Genomic DNA, 20,397 nt, shown 5'->3' on the forward strand with positions numbered 1-20,397 from the left:
GAGCACCTCATGCAAGCAGCCGCACCTCCGGCACTGAACAAGTCCCTCGGCACCTTGCAGCTGTGGGGGATCGCCGTCGGGCTCGTCATTTCCGGCGAGTATTTCGGATGGAGCTACGGCTGGGCATCCGCAGGAACGCTGGGCTTTCTGGTCGCCTCGACCTTCGTGGCCCTGATGTACACCACCTTCATCTTCAGCTTCACCGAGCTGACCACCTCCATTCCTCACGCCGGAGGCCCCTTCGAATACAGCCGTCGCGCGTTCGGCCCGACGGGCGGCTACATCGCCGGCTTTGCCACGCTGGTCGAGTTTGTCTTTGCGCCGCCCGCGATCGCATTGGCCATAGGCGCCTACCTGAATGTGCAGTTCCCCGCCCTGTCACCCAAGGTCGCCGCAGTCGGCGCCTATGGGGTGTTCATGGTGCTGAACATCGTCGGCGTGCAGATCGCCGCGACCTTCGAGCTGTTCGTCACCCTGCTCGCGATCTTCGAACTGCTGGTCTTCATGGGCGTGGTCGCTCCGGGCTTCTCGAGCGCCAACTTCCTCAAGGGCGGCTGGTCGGGCCAGGACAGCTTCAGCCTGGCGGCGGTGCCGGGCATGTTCGCGGCGATCCCGTTTGCGATCTGGTTCTTCCTGGCGATCGAGGGGGTCGCGATGGCCGCCGAGGAGGCCAAGAACCCGAAGCGCTCCATCCCGATCGCCTACATCGCCGGCATCCTGACGCTGCTGGTGCTGGCCGCCGGCGTCATGGTCTTCGCGGGTGCCGCCGGTGACTGGACCCAGCTGGCGAACATCAACGACCCGCTGCCGCAGGCGATGAAGCTGATCGTCGGCGAGCAAAGCGGCTGGCTGCACATGCTGGTCTGGCTGGGCCTGTTCGGCCTCGTCGCCTCCTTCCACGGCATCATCCTGGGCTACTCGCGGCAGATCTACGCCCTCGCCCGCGCCGGAGTGCTGCCGGGCGTCCTGGGCCGCATCCACCCGCGCTTCCACACGCCTCACCTCGCCATCCTGGCGGGCGGAGCGGTCGGCATTGCAGCGATCTTCAGCGACGAGCTCATCAGCTTCGGTGGCCAGACGCTCACGGCCAACATCGTGACGATGAGCGTGTTCGGCGCCATCGTGATGTACATCGTCAGCATGGCCAGCCTGTTCAAGCTGCGCCGCGCAGAGCCTGGGCTGCAGCGGCCGTTCGTGGCACCGCTGTTCCCCTTCTTCCCGGCTTTCGCCCTGGTCGCGGCGGTGGTCTGCCTCGTGACGATGGCCTACTACAACGCCCTGATCGCCTGCGTGTTCGCCGGCCTGGGCGTCGTCGGGTATGTCTACTTCCGCGCCACCGGCGCGCGGCGCGCGGCCGCGCCGGATGGGCTGCCGGCGCAGGCCTCCTGAGCACGCTGCGCGAGCCCATCGAGACCAGCCCTGCATGACCCGGACGCCACAAGGCGCAACGCACGCGCGATGCGCACCCTTCTGAGCGCGAGCTACAGTTTCCGACCATGCCATTTCGAGCCCGCATCGGTGTCCAGGAGCACCGCTTCGACGACCTCGCAGCGTTGATGGCGCGCGCATCGCCCGAGCGGTCGGGCGATCATCTGGCCGGGGTTGCCGCGGGTTCGGCGCAGGAGCGTGTTGCGGCCCAGCGCGCACTGGCCGACGTTCCGCTGTCGCACTTCCTGCAGGAGGTGGTCGTCCCGTACGAGACAGACGAGGTGACGCGCCTCATCATCGACCACCACGACAAGCCCGCCTTCGAGCCAGTGTCGGGCTTCACCGTGGGGCAGTTCCGCGACTGGCTGCTGTCCGATATGGCCGACGAGAACTCGCTGACCGCGCTTGCCAAGGGTTTGACGCCCGAGATGGTGGCAGGGGTCTCCAAGCTCATGCGCCATCAGGACCTCATCCTGGTGGCGCGCAAATGCCGCGTGAGAACTCGCTTTCGGGACACCATCGGCCTGCCCGGCCGGCTCTCGACCCGCCTTCAGCCGAACCATCCGACCGACGATGCGGCGGGCATCGCCGCGAGCGTGCTCGACGGCCTCATGTACGGCAGCGGGGACGCGGTCATCGGCATCAACCCGGCCACCGACAACGTGCCGCAGGTGATGCACCTGCTGCGAATGCTGGACGCGGTGATCACCCGGTACGAGATCCCCACGCAGTCCTGCGTGCTGACGCATGTGACGAACACGCTGCAGGCGATCGAGCAAGGCGCCCCGGTCGACCTGGTCTTCCAGTCCATCGGCGGCACCGAAGCCACGAACCGCAGCTTCGGCATCGATCTGGCGCTGCTGGCCGAGGCGCGCTCGGCGGCGCTGTCGCTCAAGCGTGGGGCGCGCTTCGACGACGGCCAAATGGGCACCAACGTCATGTACTTCGAGACCGGCCAGGGCAGCGCCCTTTCGGCCAACGCCCACCACGGCTGCGATCAGCAGACCATCGAGGCGCGGGCTTACGCGGTGGCGCGCCACTTCGAGCCCCTGCTGGTCAACAGCGTGGTCGGATTCATCGGACCCGAATACCTCTATGACGGCCGGCAGATCATCCGCGCCGGCCTGGAGGACCACTTCTGCGCCAAGCTGCTGGGCCTGCCGATGGGCTGCGACATCTGCTACACCAACCACGCGGAGGCCGACCAGAACGACATGGACGTGCTGCTGACGCTGCTGGGCGTCGCAGGGTGCAGCTTCATCATGGGCATCCCCGGCTCGGACGACGTGATGCTCAACTATCAGACCACCTCGTTCCATGACGCCTTGTACGCCCGGCGCGTGCTCGGTCTTCGTCCGGCGCCCGAGTTCGAGTCGTGGCTGGAGCGCCTGGGCATCTTCGAGCCGGGCGGCATGGCCCGTCTGGCCCACTCCATGCCGGCGACCTTCTCCCGGCTGCTTCCCTCGTCATGAAAAACGGCACTGTCGTCGGCAACCCTTGGACGGGGCTGCGTGGCCACACGCCGGCACGCATCGCCCTGGGTCGCGCTGGCGTGAGCCAGCCTACCGAGCCGCATCTCGATTTCCAGGCGGCCCATGCGGCGGCACGTGACGCCGTTCACCGGCCCTTCGACAGCGATTCAGTCGCTGCCAAACTGGCTGAAGCGGGCTTCGAGAGCATCACGATACGAAGCGCGGCGGGGGATCGCGGCGTTTACCTGCAGCGGCCCGACCTCGGGCGTCGGCTGGATGAAGAGTCGGCATCCAGGCTGCGCGGATGGCGCGATGGTGAATGCGATCTGGCGATCGTCATTGCCGATGGCCTGTCGGCCCTGGCCGTGGAGCGGCACGCTGCCTCGTTTCTGTCACTGCTTCGCCCGTTGCTGGCAGAGGATCCCGTGGCCTGGCGCCTGGCGCCGGTGAGCCTGGCCCACCAGGCCCGCGTGGCACTCGGCGACGAGGTCGGCGCCCGACTGGCCGCGCGGATGGCCCTCGTGCTCATCGGCGAGCGTCCGGGCCTGAGTTCGCCGGACAGCATGGGGCTGTACCTGACCTGGGCACCCAGGCCCGGCCGCACCGACGCCGAGCGCAACTGCATCTCGAACATCCGCCCGGAAGGCCTGGCGCTGCCCGAAGCCGCCGCCCGGGCCACCTGGCTGATGCGCGCGGCACGAGCGCGTGCCCTGACCGGCGTGGGCTTGAAGGACGACAGCGTCGTGGCCCCCAGCGTCTCGAGTGGCGGCCGTGCGCCGTTTTCACTGACGGACGATTCGGCGAAGGGCTGAAAAGAAACGGGCGCCGCTCTCGCGACGCCCGTCTTCTATCTGCTTGCCTGCAGCTTCTAGAGCGCTGTCGCCTCGGCCTTCGGCTTGTCGCCGCTCTTGCCGGCGGGCTGGATGTCCAGCACCGTCAGGCCTTCTGCATCGATGTCCACCGACAGTCGGCCACCGTCGACCAGGCGGCCGAAGAGCAACTCGTCGGCCAGGGCCCGACGGATCGTGTCCTGGATCAGCCGCTGCATGGGCCGCGCCCCCATCAGTGGGTCGAAGCCCTTCTTGGCCAGGTGCTTGCGCAGTCCGTCGGTGAAGGTGACTTCGACCTTCTTCTCGGCCAACTGCTGTTCCAGCTGCAGCAGGAACTTGTCGACCACCCGCAGGATGATCTCCTCGTCCAGGGAGCGGAAGCTGACGATGGCGTCCAGGCGGTTGCGGAACTCGGGCGTGAACAGGCGCTTGATGTCGCCCATCTCGTCGCCCTGCTCGCGCCTGGTCGTGAAGCCGATGGTCGACTTGTTCATCGTCTCGGCGCCCGCGTTCGTGGTCATGATGATGATCACGTTGCGGAAGTCGGCCTTGCGCCCGTTGTTGTCGGTCAGCGTGCCGTGGTCCATGACCTGCAGCAGCACGTTGAAGACGTCCGGATGGGCCTTCTCGATCTCGTCGAGCAGCAGCACGGCGTGCGGCTTCTTGGTGACCGCCTCGGTCAGCAGGCCACCCTGGTCGAAGCCGACGTAGCCCGGAGGCGCACCGATCAGCCGGCTGACGGCATGGCGCTCCATGTACTCCGACATGTCGAAGCGGATCAGCTCGATGCCCAGGATGTAGGCCAGCTGCTTGGCGACCTCGGTCTTGCCGACGCCGGTCGGGCCGCTGAACAGGAAGGCGCCGATCGGCTTGTCCGACTTGCCCAGCCCCGACCGCGCCATCTTGATGGAGGCGGCCAGCGCGTCGACCGCCGGATCCTGGCCGAAGACGACGCTCTTGAGGTCACGCTCCAGGTTCCTGAGCTTGCCGCGGTCGTCGTTGGAGACAGAGGCCGGCGGGATGCGGGCGATCTTGGCGACGATCTCTTCCACCTCGGAACGGGTGATCGTCTTCTTCTGCTTGCTCTTGGGCAGGATCCGTTGCGCCGCGCCCGCCTCGTCGATCACGTCGATCGCCTTGTCGGGCAGGTGCCTGTCGTTGATGAACTTGGCGGACAACTCGGCCGCGGCCTGCAGCGCCCCCAATGCGTACTTGACGCTGTGGTGTTCCTCGAAGCGCGACTTCAATCCCTTGAGGATCTCCACCGTCTGCTCGACGGACGGCTCGACCACGTCGACCTTCTGGAACCGGCGGGACAGCGCCGCATCCTTCTCGAAGATGCCGCGGTACTCGGTAAAGGTCGTTGCACCAATGCACTTCATCGCACCCGATGACAACGCCGGCTTCAGGAGGTTGCTTGCATCGAGCGTTCCGCCCGAGGCTGCACCGGCGCCGATCAGCGTGTGGATCTCGTCGATGAAGAGGATGGAGCGCGGACTTTCCTTGAGCTGCTTGAGCACGCCCTTGAGACGCTGCTCGAAGTCGCCGCGGTACTTGGTACCGGCCAGCAATGCACCCATGTCGAGCGCATAGACGGTGGCGTCCGCCAGCACTTCGGGCACATCGCCCTCGGTGATGCGCCAGGCCAGGCCTTCGGCGATCGCGGTCTTGCCGACGCCCGCCTCGCCGACCAGCAGCGGGTTGTTCTTGCGCCGGCGGCAAAGCACCTGGATGACACGCTCGACCTCGAGCTCGCGCCCGATCAGGGGATCGATCTTGCCGTCGCGGGCCTGCTGGTTCAGGTTGGTGGTGAACTGGTCCAGCGGCGATCCCTTGCCTTCGCCGCCGCCTTCTTCCTTCTCGCCCTCGCCGGATCCCGATTCGCTGCCCTTTTGCGGCTCCGGCGGATCCGACTTCTTGATCCCGTGGGCGATGAAGTTGACGACATCCAGGCGGGTCACGCCCTGCTGGTGCAGGTAGTAGACGGCGTGGGAGTCCTTCTCGCCGAAGATGGCGACCAGCACGTTGGCGCCGGTCACTTCCTTCTTGCCGCCGCCGGTGGACTGCACGTGCATGATCGCGCGCTGGATCACCCGCTGGAACCCGAGGGTCGGCTGGGTGTCGACCTCTTCGGTCCCCCCCACGGTGGGGGTGTTTTCGCGGATGAACGCCACGAGGCTCTTGCGAAGATCCTCGATGTTGGCTGCGCAGGCACGCAGCACCTCGGCCGCAGAGGGGTTGTCCAACAACGCGAGCAGCAGGTGCTCGACGGTGATGAACTCGTGTCGCTGCTGGCGCGCCTCGACGAACGCCATGTGCAGACTGACTTCTAGTTCCTGGGCAATCATGCGGCCTCCATAATGCATTGAAGCGGGTGCCCCGAGCGGCGTGCAGCGGCGAGCACCAGCTCGACCTTGGTGGCCGCAACGTCCTTTGAGAAGACTCCGCAGACGGCCCTACCCTCATGGTGAATCTTCAGCATGATGAGGGTGGCGGCCTCAAGATCAAGCCTGAAATATTCCTGCAGAACCATCACGACGAATTCCATCGGCGTGAAGTCGTCGTTCAGCATGACGACCTGGTACATGCGGGGCGGCTTCGTGCGAGCCGCCTGGCGCTCGGCGACGACCGAGCCGTCGCCCTCGTTCGGCCGTGGGACCGAGGGCGGCAAAGCGGGTGGCTTGGGGGCTTTCGAAGCCATGAAATCAGTATAGCCAGTTGACTGTAGGGGCACAGGGTACGGCGATGTTCGCCGGAGCAAGCATCGGGCCATTGAGTGAAAAACCGCCGCGCCGCAGCGCAATTGAGACGCTCGGTGCTCTTGACTGCTGCCGCGCGGCACGCCGCCATTGACAGTCCCGGAGCCCGGCCTCAAAAATAATGACACAAGCCCTCCCAACAAAGGGCGTCAGGAGGAAAGCATGGATTTGATGGGTACTGTCAAATGGTTCAATGACGCCAAGGGATTTGGCTTCATCGAACCGGAAGGCGGCGGCGACGACGTCTTCGCGCACTTTTCGGCGATCCAGATGGAGGGTTTCCGCACCCTCAAGCAAGGAAGCCATGTGGTGTTCGAACTGGTGCAGGGCCCCAAGGGGCATCTGGCACAGAACATCCGCTCAGTAGCAGCCGAAGCGGTTGCCGCGGTCGACAGCTCGTCTGGCTGATCGATCGCCGGCCTGTCCGGCGGCACCCTTGCCCAGTGCTGTCACAACTGATTGCACTGACGGGAGCGCTGGGAACAGGCCTTGCCGGTGATCCGTCGACCCTGTCGACGGATCATGGCATGCACTACCCCGCACCGCACGCTTTCGGGAGCCGCTCGGCCGCCTGAGGTTCATCCGTGCGCTGCCCTCGCGGGCGGCCGCAAAGGGTCGCGCGGTTCCAACTTGAAGCAGACGGTCGGCGCTGCGCCAAGCTGAAGGCAGCCATGGGTAGCACACCGGCTTTGGAGGAGGCACTGCTTGCAAGTCTCATGTACGGCTTGATGCCGTTGTGGGCGGCCGCCGGCGTGGCCGATTGGCTGTGCCATCGCTGGCAACGCATGGAGCAAACGGCCGGCCTGGGCGAATCGCTCCTGCACCTTTCGATGCTGATGATCCTGGCACCCGCGACGCTGGCGGCGCTGCTGCTCGAGATCAACGCGGGGATGCTGGCCTGGCTGATGCTCGCCTGTGTCCTGCATGAGATGGTGTTCTGGTGGGACCTGGGCTATGCCAGCCGCCGGCGCACCATCCCGCCCGTCGAGCAGTGGGTGCACAGCGTGCAGTTCGCCACCCCGTGGGTGGGCCTGGCCGGTCTGGCGCTGCTCCACCGCGGGCAGGCGATGGCGCTGCTGGGTCTGCCTGGGGCGCCGGCGGCCGGGTGGACGCTCCAGCCCAAGCAGAATTCGTTGCCCCCGGATTACGTCATCGTCGTCCTGGTGGCCGGCGCGGCGCTGGTCTGCCTTCCCTTCCTCGAAGAGTTCTGGCGCTGCCTGCGCGTACGACGGGAACGAGGGAGCCTGGCTCAGGACGGCTTGGCAACCATCAGGTAAAAGACGACGACGAGCGCCACGAAGGCCGGCACGCCCGGCAGTACCCACCACCGTAGAAACTGCCAGTAGCGCGGGGGCAACGGGGTACCCCTTGCTGCCGCATCGTTGGCCATCTCCCGCATCCGCAGTTGGAGCCACACCACCGGCAGCCAGCAAGCGCCGGCCAGGAAGTACAAGCCGATCGACCAGGCGAGCCATGGCGTTGAAAGCGGCCAGCCGGCCATTCGAGCCATCAGAACCCCGGTGACGGGCTGGATGACGACGGTGGTCGAAGTGAAGAGCCAGTCGGCGAGCACCACGTGGCGCAGCACAACGGACACCGCTCGTGCATCCCGAGTCAGGCTGGTGAGCAGCATGTAGTAGGCCGACCCCAGGCCGGTGCCGAACAGCAGCGTGGACGACAGCACGTGGATCCACTTCAGGATCACGTAGCTCAACGCCGCCTCCCATCGACTGCCATCAGCAGGCACAAGCCCGCCAGCATCGGCAGGTTCTTCAGCATCGGCCCGTAAGGATGCAGCCAGTATTCGGGCAGGCGCCAGCTGATCAGCGCGCTGTAGAACACGATGAGCCCGATCTGGACGCACCACAATGCCCGGCGCGGCCAGGCCAGCGTCAGGAACCCCAGGACCAGGTCGAGGCCGGCCGCGCCGAAGAGCAGCAGTCGCGCCACTGCGCCGTGCGCCCCGACCCTCTCCAGCAGCGCCAGGCTGTCCGCCACAGGATAAGGACCGGATGAGACGATCGCAGTGCCGACCCAAACCGCTGCGATGCTCCAGCGCAGCAGCACCAGGCTTGGCAACAGGCGGGATCGGGTCAGCACCAGCTGCCGATGCTCGGGAGCGATGAATCGCTCCACGCCCCGAGGCAGTCGCCCCAGCGCCAGCCTCATTCGATCCACCGGGGCCACGTTGCCTCGCTGGAGCATCTTCCAGGCGTCCGACTCCAGCAGGCTGCCCGGCAGCAGCCGGGCAGCGGCCCATGCCACCGCATCGACCCACCGGCGCGGCACTCGCCAGACCCTCGCCCGATCCAGTCCCATGCCCGCGCGCAAGACCTGAAGGTAGCCTTCCCAAGGCAAAGCCGCCGGTCCGACAACCGCCAGCCGCGCAGGCCCCTCCAAGGGAACTCCTTCCACCAGTCGCAGCACCAGCTCGGCCACATCGTCCACGTGCACCGGCTGCACCAGCCCGGCTCCGTCCGGCACAAAGTGCACCGGCGCGGCCGCCAACTGCAGGAACAGCCGAGAGCTCTTGCCGTCAAGGCCGAACACCAGTGACGGCTGCAGCACCACCGAATCCAGGCCTCGCGCGACTAATGCTTCATCGCCCGCTCGCTTGCTCAGGTGATAGCGGCTGCGCGCGTGGGCATCCGCCCCGAGTGCCGAGAAATGGATGACGCGGCGAACGCCTGCCTGGGCACAGGCCTCGAACAAGGCGCTCGGAGCGGCCACGTGCAAGCGGTCGAAAGTCTGTTGTCCGCGTTCGCGGAAGATGCCGACCGCATTGATCACCACGTCGATGCCGGCGAGCGCTGGAAGCCAGGCGCTGGCCGGCGGCACGGTGGACAGGTCCATCGAGAGGCCATCCTGCCCGGCGCCGGCGGTACTGCGGCCGACCCGAACCACCTCATGGCCGGCCGATTCCAGCTTGTCGGCCACGTGTCGTCCGATGAAGCCGGTCGCGCCGGTGAGCAGGATGCGCACGTTCGAACCCCTCCCTTTGCACAGCGGTACGCGGCTTGCCGCAAGTCGGGCAAGTCATATGCCCTTGATCGCTGCCATGACCGCATTCCGTGAAGCACTGTATGACCGCCTGGCCGCCAGCTTGTCGACGGGCACCGCCGCCGGCCTGCTCTCGATGGCCGCGCTCGCCCTGCGCGGGCGGGCCGAGACCGGCAGCGCGGCGGCGCCGTTCAACGCCATCAGCCACTGGCTGTACGGCTCGCGCGCGCTGCGCCTCGACACGGCGGACACCCGCCACACCGCCTTCGGCACCCTGGTGCACCTGGCCAGCTCGGTGTTCTGGGGTGCCATCTATGACCAACTGGTCTGCCGGCGCAAACCGCCGCCGCCCCCAGCCGGGCTGGTGGCGGGCGCAGTGGGCGTCGCCGGACTGGCAGCGGTGACCGACTTCGTGCTGGTGCCCGAGCGCCTGACGCCGGGCTTCGAGCACCGACTGTCCCAGCGCAGTCTCGTGTTGACCTACACGCTTTTCGCCGCGGGTCTCGCGCTCGGCGCCATGGCAGCGCAGCGCCGCCGATGAACGAAAAGGCCCCGGCATCCTCACGGACGACGGGGCCGGACCGGTCAGCGGCCAAGCACGGCCACCAGCCTGTCTTACATGTTGTCGATCATGACCTGGCCGAAGCCCGAGCACGACACCTGCGTCGCGCCATCCATCAGGCGGGCGAAGTCGTAGGTGACCTTCTTGCTCAGGATGGACTTCTCCATCGAGCTGATGATCAGGTCGGCGGCTTCCTTCCAGCCCATGTGGCGCAGCATCATCTCGGCCGAGAGGATCTCGGAGCCGGGGTTGACGTAGTCCTTGCCGGCGTACTTCGGCGCGGTGCCGTGGGTGGCCTCGAAGCAGGCCACCGAGTCGGACAGGTTGGCGCCCGGGGCGATCCCGATGCCGCCCACCTGCGCGGCGAGCGCGTCGGAGATGTAGTCGCCGTTGAGGTTCAGCGTGGCGATCACCGAGTACTCGGCCGGACGCAGCAGGATTTGCTGCAGGAAGGCGTCGGCGATCGAATCCTTGACGACGATGTCCTTGCCCGTCTTCGGGTTCTTGAACTTGCACCACGGGCCGCCGTCGATCAGCTGGGCGCCGAACTCGCGTTGGGCCAGGGCGTAGCCCCAGTCACGGAAGCCACCTTCGGTGAACTTCATGATGTTGCCCTTGTGCACCAGGGTGACATTGGGCTTGTCGTTGTCGATCGCGTACTGGATGGCCTTGCGCACCAGGCGCTCGGTGCCCTCGCGCGAGACGGGCTTGACGCCGATGCCCGAGGTGTCGGGGAAACGGATCTTCTTGACGCCCATTTCCTCGATCAGGAACTTGATGACCTTCTTGGCCTTGTCGCTCTCGGCTTCCCACTCGACGCCGGCGTAGATGTCTTCCGAGTTCTCGCGGAAGATCACCATGTCGATCTTCTGCGGCTCCTTCACCGGCGAAGGCACGCCGGCGAAGTACTGCACCGGGCGCAGGCAGACGTACAGGTCGAGCTCCTGGCGCAGGGCCACGTTCAGCGAGCGGATGCCGCCGCCCACCGGGGTGGTCAGCGGGCCCTTGATCGAGACCACGTAGTCGCGCAACGCGGCCAACGACTCTTCCGGCAGCCAGACGTCCGGGCCGTAGACCTTGGTCGACTTCTCGCCGGCGTAGATCTCCATCCAGTGGATCTGCCTCTGGCCGCCGTAGGCCTTGGCCACCGCGGCGTCCACCACCTTGATCATCACGGGCGTGATGTCGAAGCCGGTGCCGTCCCCCTCGATGTACGGAATGATCGGGTTGTTAGGGACATTGAGCGAGAAGTCCGCGTTCACGGTGATCTTCTGTCCGCCCTCGGGCACCTTGATGTGCTGGTACATGTCGCTTGGCTCCGCGCTGCGTGCTGTGGGTTGTGAAAAGGGATTTCGGAACCCGAAATTCTAGTTCAGCCCGGCTGTCACCCGGCTGACCACCCCTGCCCCAAAGGGCCTACGACAGGCAAAAGGCGATCGCCTGCCGGATCAGGTCATGACCGAGCGCCCAGATGGAGGCCGCTGCCAGCAGTGAGCCGGCCAGGCGAATGGCGAAGCCATTCACTCGGGCGGACAAGGTGCCGGCAGACGGCTGCCCGGCCTCCTGAGCTCCCGCACTTCCTGCCAGGCGGCCCCATAGCCAGGGCGCCAGGCCCAATGCCGGCGCCGTGGCCATGGCGAACACTCCCATCGCGGCCGCGCCGCCCCACGCCGAATCGGCCAGCGCCGCCACCACCAGTGCCGATTGCAGCAGGCCGCAAGGCCAGGCCACCCAGGCCAGGCCCAGCGCGCCGGCCTTGGCCGGCCCTTGCATCCGCTGCCAGCCGTTCGCGTCGGGGACCTTCCGTTGCGCGCCCCGCCCTGCCCGCTCCAGCCACTCGGGTTGACGTCCGCGCACGAGCAGCCAGAGCCCGAGCGCGAGCGCCCCCACGTGAAGCAGCGTCCAGACGGGCCGCAGGGCGGGACTCCAGCTGCTCCATTGCGCCAGCGCCCCCACGCTGGCGGAAGCCACCGCGCCAGCAGTCGCATAGGCCAGGAGCCGGCCCAGATGGAAGGCAGACCAGGCATCGCGCGGCGCCCCCGCGCAACCCCTCATGGCCGCCGCGGCAGGTGCACCGCACATGGCCACGCAGTGCACCGAGCCCGCCAGGCCCAGCAGCAACGCAGTGAACAGCAGCGCGAGGTTCACGTCAGATGATGCGAGAGAAGCGTTCCCGAACCTTATCGGCCCGCAGGTGCTTGTCGAACGCCATGGCGATCGCGCGCACGAAGAACCAGCCGGAGGGAGTCACCTGAACCGCGCCCGGCTCCAGCGTGACGAGACCCTGGGCCTCGAAGGGCTCGAGCTCGGCCAGCTCGGTGCGGAAGTACTCCTTCACGTCCACCAGGTAGGCCAGCTCGACGGATTCGAACTCCAGCCGCCCCTGGCACATCAGGGCCATGATGACCGCGCGACGCAGCAGGTCGTCGCGAGTCAGGGCCAGGCCTCGAACGACCGGGAACTGCCCTTGCGCGATCGCGTCGTAGTACTCCGGCAGCGTCTTGGCGTTCTGGCTGTAGGTGGCGCCCATCCGGCCGATGGCCGAAACGCCCAGCCCGATCAGGTCGCAATCGGGCTGGGTGCTGTAGCCCTGGAAGTTGCGGTGCAGGCGCCCCTGTCGCTTCGCGGCCGCCAGCGAATCGCCGTGCAGGGCGAAGTGATCCATGCCGATGTAGGCATAGCCATGGCCCATGAAGCTGGCGATGGCGCCCGAGAGCATCGCCACCCGGTCCTGGGGCGGCGGCAGATCGGCGGCATCGATGCGCCGCTGCGGCTTGAAGCGCTGAGGCAGGTGCGCGTAGGCATACAGCGCGATGCGGTCCGGCCGCAATTCGCCCACCTGGGCGGTGGTGCGCGCGAACGAGGCCGGCGTCTGCTTCGGCAGGCCGTAGATGAGGTCGACGTTGATGGACTCGAAGCCCAGCGAGCGGGCGTCGCGCATGAGGTCTCGCACCATCTCGAAGGACTGCACGCGGTGGACCGCCTTCTGCACCTCGGGATCGAAATCCTGCACGCCGAAGCTCAGGCGGTTGAAGCCCATCGTCCGCAGGGCACCGAGGCGCTCGGCGCTCACGGTCCGCGGATCCACTTCGATCGACACCTCGGCACCCGGGGCAATGCGGAAGGCCTGGCCCAGCACCTGCATCAGGTCGGCGAGTTCGGCATCCGTGAGGAAGGTGGGCGAGCCACCGCCGAAATGCAGCTGGGACACGGCTTGCGGCGCGCCGAGGGCTGCCGCGTGCATGGCGATTTCCGCCTTCAGGGCCCGCAGGTACTCCGCGGCGCGATCGTGGTGCCGGGTGATGACCTTGTTGCAGGCGCAGTAGTAGCAGACCGATTCGCAGAACGGAATGTGCACGTACACGGACAGCGGCGTCTTGCCGCCGACCCGAGCTCCCTCGGCCCGCTGGCGCAAGGCTCCCTGGTATTCCGCCGGCCCGAAGGCTTCGACGAAGCGGTCGGCCGTGGGATAGGACGTGTAGCGCGGCCCCGGTACGTCGAAACGGCGCAGCAGGTCCACCGGCAGGAACTGCGATGCGCTCGCGGCCTCGGGGGGAGCGGTGGATGCTTCGGCAGGCTGGATGGTCATGGAGCGATGGTGCCTCGCCACCCCGCGGGTCGACCTTGACATGCCTCAAGCCGGAGGCCGCCTGTCGGGCCAAGAATGGACAAGCTCTTGAGGAGGATCATGTCGCCTACGCCCTCGACCCCGACGCCCGTCACGACACGCGTCAAGCCCCAGGCCTTCAAGGTCGCCTGTTCCAGCTGCAACCTGCGTGAGCTGTGCCTGCCGGTCGGGCTGAGCCATGACGATCTCGAACGCATGGACACCCTGGTGGCCACGCGGCGCAGCGTCCCGAGAGGCGACACGCTGTTCCGTTGCGGCGACGAGTTCCAGTCGTTGTACGCCGTGCGCACCGGCTTCTTCAAGACCTGCGTGTCGTCGGAGGACGGTCGCGACCAGGTCACCGGCTTCCAGATGGCCGGCGAACTGCTCGGCCTCGACGGCATCAGCAGCGATCGCCATTCCTGCGATGCCGTGGCGCTGGAGGATTCGCAGGTCTGCGTGATCCCCTTCGGCCAACTCGAGGAACTGTCCCGCGAGTTCACGGATCTGCAGCGCCAGTTCAACAAGATCATGAGCCGCGAGATCGTCCGCGACCACGGCGTGATGCTGCTGCTCGGCAGCATGCGCGCGGAGGAGCGGCTGGCGGCCTTCCTCCTCAACCTGACCCAGCGCCTGCAGGCCCGTGGCTTCTCGCCCTCGGCGCTGATCCTGCGGATGACGCGGGAGGAGATCGGCAGCTACCTCGGGCTCAAGCTCGAGACTGTGAGCCGCACCTTCTCCAAGTTCCAGGACGACGGTCTGCTCGAAGTCAGGCAGCGTCAGATCCAGATCCTGAACCAGGCCGGCCTCTCAAAGCTTGTCAACGGTGCGGCCTGTTAGGGCCCCCACGGCCCCTGCCGGGGGCTGCCCCCCAAAGGGGCTCGCGCAGCGGACCGGCAGAGCCGTGGATTGTTGACCCCCGCGCCCCCTGCCGGGGGCTACCCCCCAAGGGGGCTCGTGCAGCGGACCGGCAGAGCCGTGGATTGTTGACCCCCACGCCCCCTGCCGGGGGCTGCCCCCCAAGGGGGCTCGCGCAGCGGACCGGCAGAGCCGTGGATTGTTGACCCCCACGCCCCCTGCCGGGGGCTGCCCCCCAAGGGGGCTCGCGCAGCGGACCGGCAGAGCCGGATCCGCGCACGCCCTGGTAGGGGAGCGGCGCTGCGCGCGCTCCGTCAAATGCGTGTCAGCGGGTGTCGGGGTGGACGAGGAATTGGGTGATCGAGGACGCGAGGGAGATCACCATCCAGAACATCAGGAAGGTCACCGAGTAGACGGTCGTCGGCTGCCACTCGATGGGAGCGGCGCCGAACCACTGCAGGTGCTCCGGATCGACCACGGCAAAGACCAATGTCTCCAGTACGCCCGCCATGAGAAAGGCCGGCCACAGGATGCACAGGGTGCGGGTCGGGCGGTCGGTCGGTGGCGAGGTCATGGCGCAGCGCTGCTCAGGGCTTGGGCGTGGCCGCGTGGTTGCGGGCCTGCAGCGCCGGGGTCATCGACTCGGGCGTCGACGAACGCTCGCTGATGCCGCCCCGCTCTTCGGGGCCGAGGACCGGATCCGCGCCACGGGCCGCTATGAAGGCTGTGGCGAGGCTGGCGATGACGACGGCCAGCGGCCCGCCGATCACCAGCCAGACCATCGGATAGCGCCACCAGGCGACCGGTTCGCCGTGGTGTTGAAGTGGAGGAGAAGTCGACATATGAAACCTCGGTGAACGAACCCCGTGCAGCGTCAGCGCGGCACGATGAAGGTGGATTTCTCGTTGACCAGAACCGCCGCGCCGTCATCGGCGAGCCGCTCGACATGGAATTCGATAGGATGCGCGCCCGCCCCGGCTTGCAGAGCGGATTCGGGCGGCACCTGCACCTGCAGCGTCACCCAACGCGCTTCCGCGGGCTGGATGGCCAGGCCGGGGTCGCTCGCCAGCGCGATGCCCTGCATTCCAGTGACGCTCAAGTGGTAGCGCTGAGGCTGCTCGGTGGCGTTCATGATCTGCAGCCGGTAGACGTTCTCGATCCGGCCTTCGTCGGCGAGCCGGGCCAGGGAGGAACGGTCGCGCACCACATCCACCCGGAACGGCTTGCGCACCGCCAGGCTGGCCACGAACGCCCCGCAGATCAGGAACAGGATCGTGGTGTAGACGAGCACCCGCGGCCGGGCCACGCGACGCAGGATGTCGCGCCATCCGAGGTGTTCCGACAGGCTGTTCTGCGTCGCGTAGCGGATCAGGCCGCGCGGATACGACATCCTGTCCATGATGCCGTCGCACACGTCTATGCAGGCGGCGCACCCTATGCATTCGTACTGCAGGCCCTTGCGGATGTCGATGCCCGTCGGGCAGACCTGGACGCACAGCGTGCAGTCGATGCAGGAGCCCAAGCCGAGTTGCTTCGGGTCGGCCTTCTTCGAGCGCGAGCCGCGCGGCTCGCCGCGCTCGGTGTCGTAGCTGATGATCAGCGTGTCGTGGTCGAACATCGCGCTCTGGAAGCGCGCGTATGGGCACATGTACTTGCAGACCTGCTCGCGCATGTAGCCCGCGTTGCCGTACGTCGCGAAGCCGTAGAACAGCACCCAGAACCATTCCCAGGGACCGAAGGCCAGCGCCGCGGCCTCGGCGGCCAGCGTACGGATGGGGGTGAAGTAGCCGACGAAGGTGAAGCCGGTCCACAAGCCGATGGCGATCCAGGCGCCCTGCTTCGCCGTCTTGCGCCAGATCCGCTCGAAGGTCCAGGGCCCCTGGTCGAGCTTCATGCGCTGGGCGCGATCGCCTTCGAGCTTTTGCTCGACCCACATGAAGATCTCGGTATAGACCGTCTGCGGACATGCGTAGCCGCACCACAGCCGCCCCGCCACCGCAGTGAACAGGAACAGCGAGTAGGCCGAGATGACGAGCAGGCCCGTCAGGTAGATGAAGTCCTGCGGGTACAGGACGAGGCCGAAGATGTAGAACCGACGCGAGGCCAGGTCCAGAAGCACCGCCTGCCTATCGTTCCAGGTCAGCCAGGGCAGCCCGTAGAAGAGCAACTGGGTCGCCCATACGAGCGCCCAGCGCCAAGTGGCGAAGGTGCCCGTGACGGCACGGGCGTAGATCTTGCGCTGCTTCTGATACAGCGAGACGACCGCGACCGTGCTGTCGTTGTCGACGGCCGAGGTCCCAAGCTCGCTCACCAGGGCCCCTTGCCCGACGAGTACGTCGGCCGATCCCGCAGGGGGATGCGGGCCAGCTCGGGAGCGGCCCGGCGCTCGGCCCGCCAGCAGGGGGCAGCCACGGGATGCCTCATCGCCCCTGCGTCCTTACTTCGCCGCCAACTGCTGCGTCGAGTGCGACAGGCTCCACACGTAGGCCGTCAGCACCTTGACCTGCTCGGGCGTGAAGCGCGGTCCTTGCGGCGGCATGACGTTGGTCCTGCCGGTGTTGATCATCGAGGTGATCGCGGCCTCGCCCCAGCCATGCAGCCAGACCTTGTCGGTCAGGTTCGGCGCCCCGAGCGCCTGGTTGCCCTTGCCATCCGGACCGTGGCAGGCGGCGCATGCGGCGAACTTGGGCTTGCCCAGTTGAGCGGCCACGTCGTTGTGCGCGCTGCCCGAAAGGCTCAGCACGTAGTTGGCGACGTTCTTCACGTCATCCGCCGTGCCCACCGCCGCGGCCATCGGCGGCATCATGCCGGTGCGGCCTTCCACGATGGTCTTGTGGATGTACTCCTCGCCGGTACCGCCCAGCCAGTCGCCGTCGGTGAGGTTGGGAAAGGACTTGCCGCCCCGCGCATCGGCACCGTGGCATTGGGCGCAGTTGTTGGCGAACAGGCGCTCGCCGATGGCCATGGCTTGCGGGTTCTTGGCCAGCTGTTCGGCCCCCTGGCCGGCAAAGGCCGCGTACACCGGCGCCATCGTGGCGCGCGCCTTGTCCTGCTCGCTCTGCCACTGGCCGGTGCTGGACCAGCCGAAGGCGCCGGGCGAACTGCCCAGGCCGGGATACAGCAGCAGGTAGGCCACCGAGAACACGACCGTCAGCACGAACAGGCCCATCCACCAGCGCGGCAGCGGGTTGTTCATCTCGCGCAGGTCCTCGTCCCAGACGTGGCCTGTGGTGTTGTCCGTGGCCATCACCTTGCGGCGGCTGGCGATCATCAGCAGGATCAGGCAGAAGACCAGCCCTGCCATGGTGACGGCGCCGACGTACACGGACCAGCCGGCGTTGAAGAAGTCGCTCATTGCTTGTTGCTCCGTTGTGCATCGAGGGGGGCTGCGCCAGCCGGCTCTTCGCCGGGCTCTTCGGAGAACGGCAGATTCGCCGCCTCGTCGAAGGCCGATTGGCGGCGCCGGTTCAGCGTCCAGGCCATCAGGCCCAGGAACAGTCCCAGCGACAGCACCGTGATGAAGCTGCGCCAGGTGTTGACGTCGAAGTCCATGGCGGTTCGCTCCTCACTTGCGGGCGGTGCCGAGCACCTGGAGGTAGGCGATCACCGCCTCCAGCTCGGTCTTGCCCTTGACCTCGTCGCCCGCCTTGCCGATCTCTTCGTCGGTGTAGGGCACGCCGACGATCCGCAGCGCCTTCATCTTGGGCGCCAGCTCGGCCGGATCCAGTGCTGCAGCCGCCAGCCACGGGTAGGCGGGCATGTTCGACTCCGGCACCACGTCGCGCGGGTTGTTCAGGTGGACCTTGTGCCACTCGTCGCTGTAGCGGCCGCCGACGCGGTGCAGGTCCGGCCCGGTGCGCTTGGATCCCCACTGGAACGGGTGGTCGTAGACGAACTCGCCGGCCACCGAGTACGGGCCATAGCGCAGCGTCTCTGCACGGAAGGGACGCACCATCTGCGAGTGGCAGTTGTAGCAACCCTCGCGCAGGTAGACGTCGCGGCCCGCGAGCTGCAGCGGCGTGTAGGGCTTGAGGCCCTCGACCGGCTGCGTGGTGGATCGCTGGAAGAACAGCGGCACGATCTCGACCAGCCCGCCGAAGGCGATGGCGGCCAGGATCAGGACGATCATGAGGAAGTTGCTGGTCTCGATCTTCTCGTGACCACCAACGGCGTGGGCTTGTGCCATGTGTGTTTCTCCTTGTCGGCCTCAGGCGGTGGCCATGCCGCCGGGGATGGCTGCCGGCTGTGCCTTGCCGCTGCGAATCGTCATCACCGTGTTCCAGCCCATGATCAGCATGCCGCTGAGGTACAGCAGGCCGCCGAGCACGCGGATCACGTAGAAGGGATAGGTCGCCTTGACGCTCTCGACGAAGCTGTAGACCAGCGTGCCGTCGGGGTTCACCGCGCGCCACATCAGGCCCTGCATCACGCCCGCGATCCACATCGCGGCGATGTAGAGCACGATGCCGATAGTCGCGACCCAGAAGTGCAGTTCGACGGCGCGGGTGCTGTACATCGCCTTGCGGCCCCACATGCGGGGGATCAGGAAGTACAGCGCGCCGATGGACACCAGGCCCACCCAGCCCAGCGCACCGGAGTGCACGTGGCCGACGGTCCAGTCGGTGTAGTGCGACAGCGCGTTGACCGTCTTGATCGACATCATCGGACCTTCGAAGGTCGACATGCCGTAGAACGACAGCGAGACGATCAGGAACTTCAGGATCGGGTCGTCACGCAGCTTGTGCCACGCGCCGCTCAAGGTCATGATCCCGTTGATCATGCCGCCCCACGAGGGCGCCAGCAGCACCAGCGAGAACATCATCCCGATCGATTGCGCCCAGTCCGGCAGCGCGGTGTAGTGCAGGTGGTGGGGGCCCGCCCACATGTAGGTGAAGATCAGGGCCCAGAAGTGCACGATCGACAGGCGATACGAGTACACCGGCCGCTCGGCCTGCTTCGGGATGTAGTAGTACATGATCCCGAGGAAGCCGGCGGTGAGGAAAAAGCCCACCGCGTTGTGCCCGTACCACCACTGGACCATCGCGTCCTGCACGCCGGCGTAGGCCGAGTAGCTCTTCGTCAGGCTGACCGGAATCTCGGCCGAGTTGACGATGTGCAACAGGGCCACCGCGATGATGAAAGCACCGAAGAACCAGTTGGCCACGTAGATGTGCCGGACCTTGCGCGTGCCTATCGTGCCGAAGAACACGATGGCGTAGGCGACCCACACCACGGCGATCAGCAGGTCGATGGGCCACTCGAGTTCGGCGTATTCCTTGCCGCTGGTCATGCCGAGCGGCAGCGTGATCACCGCGAGCACGATGACCAGGTTCCAGCCGAGGAAGGTGAACATCGCCAGCTTGGGCAGGAACAGCGTGGCCTGGCAAGTGCGCTGGACCACGTGGTAGCTGGTGGCGAACAGCACGCTGCCGCCGAAGGCGAAGATCACTGCGTTGGTGTGCAGAGGGCGCAGCCGCCCGTAGCTCAGGAAGGGAATGCCGAAGTTGAGTTCGGGCCAGGCGAGCTGCGCGGCGATGATCACGCCGACCAGCATGCCCACGATGCCGTAGACCACCGAAGCGAGCGCGAATCCGCGTACCACGGTGTCGTTGTAGGCCGGCCGGGCCTGTGCGGGTGCTATTGCCATCAAGTGACTCCTGTTGCCTGCCTCTTTGCAGGCCTGCCAGGATTCTTCGGCACTCGCCCTCGCGGCTACTTGATCGGTATCAACCGCCTTCGGACTCGTCGAGAATCCGCTCGCCTTCGCGTTGCAGATCGTCGAATTGCCCTCTGTTGAGAGCCCACCCGAAGATGCCGATGATGGCCAGCACGAGCACGGCGGACAGCGGAATGAGGAGGTACAGGATGTCCACGGAAAAGC

Annotated in this window: 22 protein-coding genes; 7 read left to right on the plus strand and 15 right to left on the minus strand. The window is 66.8% G+C overall.

What is annotated here, in order from left to right; translation table 11 throughout:
• The first annotated feature begins 9 nt into the window (after positions 1-9).
• The 3 genes from eat (at position 10) to eutC (ending at position 3,712) form a co-directional block, all read left to right on the plus strand.
• The gene (gene eat / locus ACS5PM_RS28140; protein ID WP_439391233.1) at positions 10-1,389 is read left to right on the plus strand and encodes an ethanolamine permease; all 1,380 of its coding nucleotides are present in this window, start codon (positions 10-12) and stop codon (positions 1,387-1,389) included.
• A gap of 107 nt (positions 1,390-1,496) precedes the next feature.
• The gene (locus ACS5PM_RS28145) at positions 1,497-2,900 is read left to right on the plus strand and encodes an ethanolamine ammonia-lyase subunit EutB (RefSeq protein ID WP_439391235.1); all 1,404 of its coding nucleotides are present in this window, start codon (positions 1,497-1,499) and stop codon (positions 2,898-2,900) included.
• Positions 2,897-3,712: an ethanolamine ammonia-lyase subunit EutC gene (eutC, locus tag ACS5PM_RS28150; RefSeq protein ID WP_439391236.1), complete on the plus strand. Its 816-nt coding sequence runs from the start codon at positions 2,897-2,899 to the stop codon at positions 3,710-3,712. The genes ACS5PM_RS28145 and eutC overlap by 4 nt, the downstream gene beginning before the upstream one ends.
• A gap of 56 nt (positions 3,713-3,768) precedes the next feature.
• Here the strand turns inward: eutC and clpA are convergent, their stop codons facing one another.
• On the minus strand, positions 3,769-6,078 hold the full coding sequence (clpA, locus tag ACS5PM_RS28155) for an ATP-dependent Clp protease ATP-binding subunit ClpA (RefSeq protein ID WP_439391237.1): 2,310 nt from the start codon (positions 6,076-6,078) through the stop codon (positions 3,769-3,771).
• Entirely contained in the window at positions 6,075-6,431 is a 357-nt protein-coding gene (gene clpS / locus ACS5PM_RS28160; RefSeq protein WP_439391238.1) for an ATP-dependent Clp protease adapter ClpS, read from the minus strand. Before clpS ends, clpA begins: the two co-directional genes overlap by 4 nt.
• A 220-nt stretch (positions 6,432-6,651) precedes the next feature.
• Here clpS and ACS5PM_RS28165 point away from each other — a divergent pair, with 220 nt between their 5' ends.
• Both ACS5PM_RS28165 and ACS5PM_RS28170 read left to right on the plus strand, forming a co-directional pair.
• Positions 6,652-6,897, plus strand: coding sequence for a cold-shock protein (locus tag ACS5PM_RS28165; protein WP_439391239.1), 246 nt, complete (start codon positions 6,652-6,654; stop codon positions 6,895-6,897).
• Between the two features lie 263 nt (positions 6,898-7,160).
• Positions 7,161-7,766 carry a diguanylate cyclase gene (locus ACS5PM_RS28170; protein ID WP_439391240.1) on the plus strand — a complete coding sequence of 202 codons (606 nt, stop codon included), beginning with the start codon at positions 7,161-7,163 and terminating at the stop codon, positions 7,764-7,766.
• Here ACS5PM_RS28170 and ACS5PM_RS28175 read toward each other — a convergent pair.
• Both ACS5PM_RS28175 and ACS5PM_RS28180 read right to left on the minus strand, forming a co-directional pair.
• Positions 7,739-8,203, minus strand: coding sequence for a DUF2269 family protein (locus ACS5PM_RS28175; RefSeq protein WP_439391241.1), 465 nt, complete (start codon positions 8,201-8,203; stop codon positions 7,739-7,741). The two genes, ACS5PM_RS28170 and ACS5PM_RS28175, sit on opposite strands and share 28 nt — an antisense overlap.
• Complete coding sequence (locus ACS5PM_RS28180) at positions 8,200-9,471, minus strand: SDR family oxidoreductase (protein ID WP_439391242.1); 1,272 nt, start codon at positions 9,469-9,471, stop codon at positions 8,200-8,202. The genes ACS5PM_RS28175 and ACS5PM_RS28180 overlap by 4 nt, the downstream gene beginning before the upstream one ends.
• A gap of 76 nt (positions 9,472-9,547) precedes the next feature.
• On the opposite strand from ACS5PM_RS28180, the gene ACS5PM_RS28185 reads away from it, so the two are divergent.
• Positions 9,548-10,030: a hypothetical protein gene (locus tag ACS5PM_RS28185; RefSeq protein WP_439391243.1), complete on the plus strand. Its 483-nt coding sequence runs from the start codon at positions 9,548-9,550 to the stop codon at positions 10,028-10,030.
• A 74-nt stretch (positions 10,031-10,104) separates the two neighbouring features.
• Here the strand turns inward: ACS5PM_RS28185 and icd are convergent, their stop codons facing one another.
• The 3 genes from icd to hemN all read right to left on the minus strand — a co-directional run bounded on the left by icd (position 10,105) and on the right by hemN (position 13,640).
• Entirely contained in the window at positions 10,105-11,358 is a 1,254-nt protein-coding gene (gene icd / locus ACS5PM_RS28190; RefSeq protein ID WP_439391244.1) for an NADP-dependent isocitrate dehydrogenase, read from the minus strand.
• 109 nt (positions 11,359-11,467) lie between these two features.
• The gene (locus ACS5PM_RS28195) at positions 11,468-12,199 is read right to left on the minus strand and encodes a sulfite exporter TauE/SafE family protein (RefSeq protein ID WP_439391245.1); all 732 of its coding nucleotides are present in this window, start codon (positions 12,197-12,199) and stop codon (positions 11,468-11,470) included.
• 1 nt (position 12,200) lies between these two features.
• Complete coding sequence (hemN, locus tag ACS5PM_RS28200) at positions 12,201-13,640, minus strand: oxygen-independent coproporphyrinogen III oxidase (protein WP_439391246.1); 1,440 nt, start codon at positions 13,638-13,640, stop codon at positions 12,201-12,203.
• A 99-nt stretch (positions 13,641-13,739) separates the two neighbouring features.
• Here hemN and fnr point away from each other — a divergent pair, with 99 nt between their 5' ends.
• A complete protein-coding gene (fnr, locus tag ACS5PM_RS28205; protein ID WP_439391247.1) occupies positions 13,740-14,498 on the plus strand; it encodes a fumarate/nitrate reduction transcriptional regulator Fnr in 759 nt (252 codons plus the stop codon).
• A 343-nt stretch (positions 14,499-14,841) separates the two neighbouring features.
• Here fnr and ACS5PM_RS28210 read toward each other — a convergent pair whose 3' ends face one another.
• From ACS5PM_RS28210 to ccoS, 8 genes are all read right to left on the minus strand, one after another.
• Complete coding sequence (locus ACS5PM_RS28210; protein WP_439391248.1) at positions 14,842-15,090, minus strand: hypothetical protein; 249 nt, start codon at positions 15,088-15,090, stop codon at positions 14,842-14,844.
• A gap of 13 nt (positions 15,091-15,103) precedes the next feature.
• The gene (locus ACS5PM_RS28215) at positions 15,104-15,358 is read right to left on the minus strand and encodes a nitrogen fixation protein FixH (protein ID WP_439391250.1); all 255 of its coding nucleotides are present in this window, start codon (positions 15,356-15,358) and stop codon (positions 15,104-15,106) included.
• A 32-nt stretch (positions 15,359-15,390) separates the two neighbouring features.
• Positions 15,391-16,827, minus strand: a complete 1,437-nt coding sequence (gene ccoG / locus ACS5PM_RS28220; protein ID WP_439391251.1) for a cytochrome c oxidase accessory protein CcoG — start codon at positions 16,825-16,827, stop codon at positions 15,391-15,393.
• 126 nt (positions 16,828-16,953) lie between these two features.
• Positions 16,954-17,871, minus strand: a complete 918-nt coding sequence (gene ccoP / locus ACS5PM_RS28225) for a cytochrome-c oxidase, cbb3-type subunit III (RefSeq protein WP_439391253.1) — start codon at positions 17,869-17,871, stop codon at positions 16,954-16,956.
• Positions 17,868-18,068 carry a cbb3-type cytochrome oxidase subunit 3 gene (locus tag ACS5PM_RS28230; protein WP_439391255.1) on the minus strand — a complete coding sequence of 67 codons (201 nt, stop codon included), beginning with the start codon at positions 18,066-18,068 and terminating at the stop codon, positions 17,868-17,870. The genes ccoP and ACS5PM_RS28230 overlap by 4 nt, the downstream gene beginning before the upstream one ends.
• A gap of 13 nt (positions 18,069-18,081) precedes the next feature.
• Positions 18,082-18,702 carry a cytochrome-c oxidase, cbb3-type subunit II gene (gene ccoO, locus ACS5PM_RS28235; protein WP_439391256.1) on the minus strand — a complete coding sequence of 207 codons (621 nt, stop codon included), beginning with the start codon at positions 18,700-18,702 and terminating at the stop codon, positions 18,082-18,084.
• A 21-nt stretch (positions 18,703-18,723) separates the two neighbouring features.
• Positions 18,724-20,163, minus strand: coding sequence for a cytochrome-c oxidase, cbb3-type subunit I (gene ccoN / locus ACS5PM_RS28240; protein WP_439391257.1), 1,440 nt, complete (start codon positions 20,161-20,163; stop codon positions 18,724-18,726).
• 79 nt (positions 20,164-20,242) lie between these two features.
• Complete coding sequence (gene ccoS, locus ACS5PM_RS28245) at positions 20,243-20,389, minus strand: cbb3-type cytochrome oxidase assembly protein CcoS (RefSeq protein WP_439391258.1); 147 nt, start codon at positions 20,387-20,389, stop codon at positions 20,243-20,245.
• Positions 20,390-20,397: the final 8 nt, after the last annotated feature.

The sequence above is a fragment of the Ideonella flava genome (assembly GCF_051857595.1).
GTDB lineage: Bacteria > Pseudomonadota > Gammaproteobacteria > Burkholderiales > Burkholderiaceae_C > Ideonella.

Bases quoted from the DNA above. Each gene is read 5' to 3' on its own strand.
- eat (WP_439391233.1), top strand. From the start codon at position 10: ATGCAAGCAGCCGCACCTCCGGCACTGAACAAGTCCCTCGGCACCTTG.
- ACS5PM_RS28145 (WP_439391235.1), top strand. From the start codon at position 1,497: ATGCCATTTCGAGCCCGCATCGGTGTCCAGGAGCACCGCTTCGACGAC.
- eutC (WP_439391236.1), top strand. From the start codon at position 2,897: ATGAAAAACGGCACTGTCGTCGGCAACCCTTGGACGGGGCTGCGTGGC.
- clpA (WP_439391237.1), bottom strand. From the start codon at position 6,078: ATGATTGCCCAGGAACTAGAAGTCAGTCTGCACATGGCGTTCGTCGAG.
- clpS (WP_439391238.1), bottom strand. From the start codon at position 6,431: ATGGCTTCGAAAGCCCCCAAGCCACCCGCTTTGCCGCCCTCGGTCCCA.
- ACS5PM_RS28165 (WP_439391239.1), top strand. From the start codon at position 6,652: ATGGATTTGATGGGTACTGTCAAATGGTTCAATGACGCCAAGGGATTT.
- ACS5PM_RS28170 (WP_439391240.1), top strand. From the start codon at position 7,161: ATGGGTAGCACACCGGCTTTGGAGGAGGCACTGCTTGCAAGTCTCATG.
- ACS5PM_RS28185 (WP_439391243.1), top strand. From the start codon at position 9,548: ATGACCGCATTCCGTGAAGCACTGTATGACCGCCTGGCCGCCAGCTTG.
- icd (WP_439391244.1), bottom strand. From the start codon at position 11,358: ATGTACCAGCACATCAAGGTGCCCGAGGGCGGACAGAAGATCACCGTG.
- hemN (WP_439391246.1), bottom strand. From the start codon at position 13,640: ATGACCATCCAGCCTGCCGAAGCATCCACCGCTCCCCCCGAGGCCGCG.
- fnr (WP_439391247.1), top strand. From the start codon at position 13,740: ATGTCGCCTACGCCCTCGACCCCGACGCCCGTCACGACACGCGTCAAG.
- ACS5PM_RS28210 (WP_439391248.1), bottom strand. From the start codon at position 15,090: ATGACCTCGCCACCGACCGACCGCCCGACCCGCACCCTGTGCATCCTG.
- ACS5PM_RS28215 (WP_439391250.1), bottom strand. From the start codon at position 15,358: ATGTCGACTTCTCCTCCACTTCAACACCACGGCGAACCGGTCGCCTGG.
- ccoP (WP_439391253.1), bottom strand. From the start codon at position 17,871: ATGAGCGACTTCTTCAACGCCGGCTGGTCCGTGTACGTCGGCGCCGTC.
- ACS5PM_RS28230 (WP_439391255.1), bottom strand. From the start codon at position 18,068: ATGGACTTCGACGTCAACACCTGGCGCAGCTTCATCACGGTGCTGTCG.
- ccoO (WP_439391256.1), bottom strand. From the start codon at position 18,702: ATGGCACAAGCCCACGCCGTTGGTGGTCACGAGAAGATCGAGACCAGC.
- ccoN (WP_439391257.1), bottom strand. From the start codon at position 20,163: ATGGCAATAGCACCCGCACAGGCCCGGCCGGCCTACAACGACACCGTG.